General features: G+C 43.3%; 6 protein-coding genes. 2 read left to right on the top strand and 4 right to left on the bottom strand.

The window, feature by feature from the left end; translation table 11 throughout:
* Positions 1–175, top strand: a 175-nt coding sequence (locus tag ACT3RR_RS22925; protein ID WP_496201162.1) for an integrase core domain-containing protein, incomplete at its 5' end; no start/stop codon positions are given.
* A gap of 141 nt (positions 176–316) precedes the next feature.
* Here ACT3RR_RS22925 and ACT3RR_RS22920 read toward each other — a convergent pair.
* Together ACT3RR_RS22920 and ACT3RR_RS22915 are read right to left on the bottom strand one after the other, a co-directional pair.
* On the bottom strand, positions 317–634 hold the full coding sequence (locus tag ACT3RR_RS22920) for a helix-turn-helix domain-containing protein (protein ID WP_353504291.1): 318 nt from the start codon (positions 632–634) through the stop codon (positions 317–319).
* Positions 618–1,016, bottom strand: a complete 399-nt coding sequence (locus tag ACT3RR_RS22915; RefSeq protein WP_353504290.1) for a type II toxin-antitoxin system RelE/ParE family toxin — start codon at positions 1,014–1,016, stop codon at positions 618–620. The genes ACT3RR_RS22920 and ACT3RR_RS22915 overlap by 17 nt, the downstream gene beginning before the upstream one ends.
* A 365-nt stretch (positions 1,017–1,381) precedes the next feature.
* Between ACT3RR_RS22915 and repE the strand changes: the two genes are divergently transcribed.
* Positions 1,382–2,125 carry a replication initiation protein RepE gene (gene repE, locus ACT3RR_RS22910; protein WP_353504289.1) on the top strand — a complete coding sequence of 248 codons (744 nt, stop codon included), beginning with the start codon at positions 1,382–1,384 and terminating at the stop codon, positions 2,123–2,125.
* Positions 2,126–2,535: 410 nt separating this feature from the next.
* On the opposite strand, the gene ACT3RR_RS22905 is transcribed toward repE, so the two are convergent.
* Positions 2,536–2,811 carry a hypothetical protein gene (locus ACT3RR_RS22905; RefSeq protein ID WP_353504288.1) on the bottom strand — a complete coding sequence of 92 codons (276 nt, stop codon included), beginning with the start codon at positions 2,809–2,811 and terminating at the stop codon, positions 2,536–2,538.
* Positions 2,812–2,909: 98 nt separating this feature from the next.
* Positions 2,910–3,810, bottom strand: a 901-nt coding sequence (locus ACT3RR_RS22900) for an IS3 family transposase (RefSeq protein ID WP_496201161.1), incomplete at its 5' end; no start/stop codon positions are given.

The raw sequence follows: 3,810 nt of genomic DNA, 5'->3' as shown, positions 1-3,810 counted from the left end.
GAACGAACACTGGTTCAGCGATATCGTTCACGCCAGGAAAACCATTAACGACTGGAGGCAGGATTATAACGAGTGTCGTCCACATTCGGCACTGAATTATCTGACGCCATCAGAGTTTGCAGCACGGTGGCGAAATGGAAAATGTGAAGGTAAACAAACCGACATTACTAACTGACGGTTGTATCTAATCCTGGGGGCAGGTCACAGTAACAGCCGCTGATGCAAGCAAAGAGGCTGTAAACCAGAATGAGGTTTACTGGAGGCATTAAAAAAGCCGCTTACGCGACTTTCATTGGTTTGGTATGGCTAAGTGAGCTTATACCATAAACACTTCTGGCCCTTTAGCATCGAGGATATTGATAATCCTCAAAGCAGCATTGTTAGGTTTGCTTTCGTTTCTTTCCCACTTTGAGACGCTTTCTACAGACATTCCGAGAGTGATTGCCAGTGCTGCCTGAGACAGGTTGTAGCGAGTGCGGACCTCTCTAATCTGGCTGCCTGTCATTACTCGAATTGCAGGAATATTACGGGCCGCGACTGCTGCATTGATAGCAGTCACTGTGTCATCTTTTACAACTCCCAATTTGTTGTAACGTTCAGCCATGCTCTGAATGCGTTTAAGTCGTTGTGTCATTACAAATTACCTCGATTAGTTCTTTTTCATCCAGCAAATCTTCTATGCGCTCCGGAGTCATTGCTATAAAATCTTTGCCAATTTTGCAGTAAGCCTCGATTTCGTCATCTTCAATTTCTTTTCCCTTCTTTTTTGAAAGCTCACTTTTCAGGTACATATCGAAGAAAAAAACGTTATTGCCATTATTGAAGAAAATGATCGATCTAGCCCCATCGCTGGCTCCTACACTGGGCAAACTAAGCCGCTTTTTAAAGGTGAATTTACCTAGTTGATCACCAGGTAAACCGTTAAAAATAGCCTTTGCTGCTTTACACAAAATACTGTCGCTGATGCGTGCTTTTTTCCGATCATTTTCAAATTCAGGTGTTAAATAAATTCCCATGAAAATCTTCTCATCCCCATACCCGTAAGCATTACTATAGTCTTTGTTACGGGTTTTTTCAACTTTTCAGTGTTCTGAGATATGTGTCATACAGAAATTGCATTTCTCAAATGAGAATCACTTGAGCTGAAAAGTTATCCACATATACATCAGATATTTTTAAAATACGTTTTAGGTTTTATTTATAAACCTTTTTAGCAGCACGAAATCTAGGACTGGCGTGGCCTGTAGGGGTGTAACCGTGACAACTTGCCCTTAAATTGTGACAAATTGCCCTCAAAAATTGCTTAATTCACAGGTTTATTGACTCGTATCATATCCCGTGACAACATAAAAACTTGTCACAGTTACTTATGGGAAAAGCTATGCTTGAATTGGATATTGCATTGGTTAAATCGCGCAAAATAGGACAACGGATTGTTCAATCCAATGAACTAACAGAAGCTGCCTATAGTTTATCTCGTGACCAAAAACGGATGCTGTATCTTTTTGTAGATCAGATACGTAAAGCTGATATTTCATCAGGTGAGGGGACTGAACCTTCGCACAACGGCATTTGTGAGATTACAGTGGCTGAATATGCAAAGACTTTTAATTTGACTTCAGCTGAAGCAAGTAAAGACATACGAAATGCATCGAAAAATTTTGTTGGTAAAGAGGTTATTTTCTTTAGACCTGACGAAGACCAAGGTGATGAAAAGGCTTATGATGCCTATCCTTGGGTCATCAAACGAGCCCACAGACCCTCCCGTGGACTTTACATCATCCATCTAAATCCATACCTCATTCCGTTTTTTATTGGTCTACAGAACCGTTTTACGCAATTCCGACTTGGTGAAACTAAAGAAATTACCAGTCCTTATGCCATGCGCTTATATGAATCATTATGCCAATACAGAAGTACAGGGGTCGCTATCCTGAGTATTGACTGGATGATCGAGCGCTATCAATTGCCACAAAGTTACCAACGTCTTCCAGATTTCCGCAGAAGATTTCTCATTCCAATGGTTGCAGAAATTAACTCTTGCACCCCAATGAGAGTTGATTACACAGAGAAAAAATCAGGTAGAGTCACTTCTCACATCATTTTCAATTTTATGGAACTGTGACAAATCACCCTTGATTTCTTATATCTCAGTATCACCTCGCCAATTTGCCAATCATAAGTGGCTCCAACATCAAATTGCTCTTCAAACCATAGTATCTGAGGGCAGTTTGTCACACTTGGGGCTATGGGAATGAATTTTGAGGGCAGATTGTCACATTTTACTGTTCAAAATATCCTAGCCGACTTTGACTAACTCATACCCTAAAATGAGGGCAGTTTGTCACATCTCTAAAGAAAAGAATCGTTGAGTGACCTTCTACTCATAGTGATGTGCTTACCGATACTGCCATAAACAGAACCAAGGCGGCCAAAGCCTAAAGTGACGCCGTCTTTTCATCATTCTCAGTTTATATATCTTCCGTAGCACCATGTTGTGTCCTTAAGCACGGCAGATAAGCTCTGAAAACGACTTCAGGTAATATCCACCCCGATAAGCCGATGATAGCAGCTTTTTACCTGCACGATATTCCCCTGCACCGCGATCCGAACGCAGTCCCCCGGCTGTAGGAAAGCAATAATTTCAGCCAGCCGGATATCGTCTGTAGCGACCCGAAGCCACCCATCATCTTCGCTGAAGAGGACACCAAAAAATATAACTTCAGACGTACTGGTCATCACATGCGCTGTTCGTTTTATCGTTCCCGTGAACATGCTTTTCATACCCGTAGTCATGCTTAATAATCCCATACAGTCTCCTTCATCGCTCTTTTCTAAGGGCCTTGCACAAAGCGGACCTTCATTACGCCAGCGCTCCGTTCGCAGCTAACTGAATAGACCCCAGTTTCCTAGACGGTTGCGTGCCTCATGAACCAGGCACTTTCATAAACTGCAGGGGGTTGATCTTCACAGGCACTATGCCGACGTTTAGCATTATAAAACATCTCTACATAATCGAAGATATCAGCCTTTGCTTCTTCTCTATTTTTATAGATCCGTTTCTTTATGCGTTCTCGTTTCAGCAACTGGAAAAAACTTTCTGCCACCGCGTTATCATGGCAATTACCACGACGACTCATGCTGCTTTTTAAATTGTGAGCTGTCATAAAGTGCTGACATCTTTCGCTCGTATATTGAGAACCCTGATCCGAATGGATTAGTACTTCTGCCGCTGGTTTGCGTCGCCACACCGCCATCAACAAGGCGTCCATCACCAACTCTGCTGTCATTCGTCCACCCATACTCCAGCCGATAACCCGGCGCGAGAATAGATCGAGAACAACGGCCAGATACAACCAACCCTCATGCGTTCTTATATAGGTCATGTCACTCACCCAATGAGTATTTGGGGTAGGAACAATGAACTGGCGCTCAAGGTAATTAGGGCTGGCAACTGAAGGCTTTCCGCCGCCGTAATAGCGTCGTTTCCGGTATCCGGTTTGAGAAGCCAACTCTGCAAGCCTCATTAGGCGCGCGATCCTGTTACGCCCAGCGTGTTCACCTAACTCTTTAATATCTTGCCAGATTTTTCGATAACCATAAACCGTACCACTTTCAAGCCACAGCTGCTTAATAAGACCTGTTTGGCGCTCATCTTGCCTGGCACGCAAAGATTGAGGTCGCTTTAGCCACTGGTAATAACCGCTGTAATGGAGGCCAAGAACCAGACACAACCGGCGTACAGCATAAAAGGAGGACATTTGTTTAATGAAGGCGTACTTCAGCCTGACGTTCTTGCAAAGTACGCGG

The organism is Ewingella sp. AOP8-B2-18 (genome assembly GCF_052376015.1).
Taxonomy (GTDB): Bacteria; Pseudomonadota; Gammaproteobacteria; order Enterobacterales; family Enterobacteriaceae; genus Ewingella; species Ewingella allii.
This window is presented reverse-complemented; position numbering and strand designations above follow the sequence as displayed.

What these genes read in the sequence shown, in the direction of transcription:
- ACT3RR_RS22920 (WP_353504291.1), bottom strand. Translation starts at nt 634, where the DNA reads ATGACACAACGACTTAAACGCATTCAGAGCATGGCTGAACGTTACAAC.
- ACT3RR_RS22915 (WP_353504290.1), bottom strand. Translation starts at nt 1,016, where the DNA reads ATGGGAATTTATTTAACACCTGAATTTGAAAATGATCGGAAAAAAGCA.
- repE (WP_353504289.1), top strand. Translation starts at nt 1,382, where the DNA reads ATGCTTGAATTGGATATTGCATTGGTTAAATCGCGCAAAATAGGACAA.
- ACT3RR_RS22905 (WP_353504288.1), bottom strand. Translation starts at nt 2,811, where the DNA reads ATGGGATTATTAAGCATGACTACGGGTATGAAAAGCATGTTCACGGGA.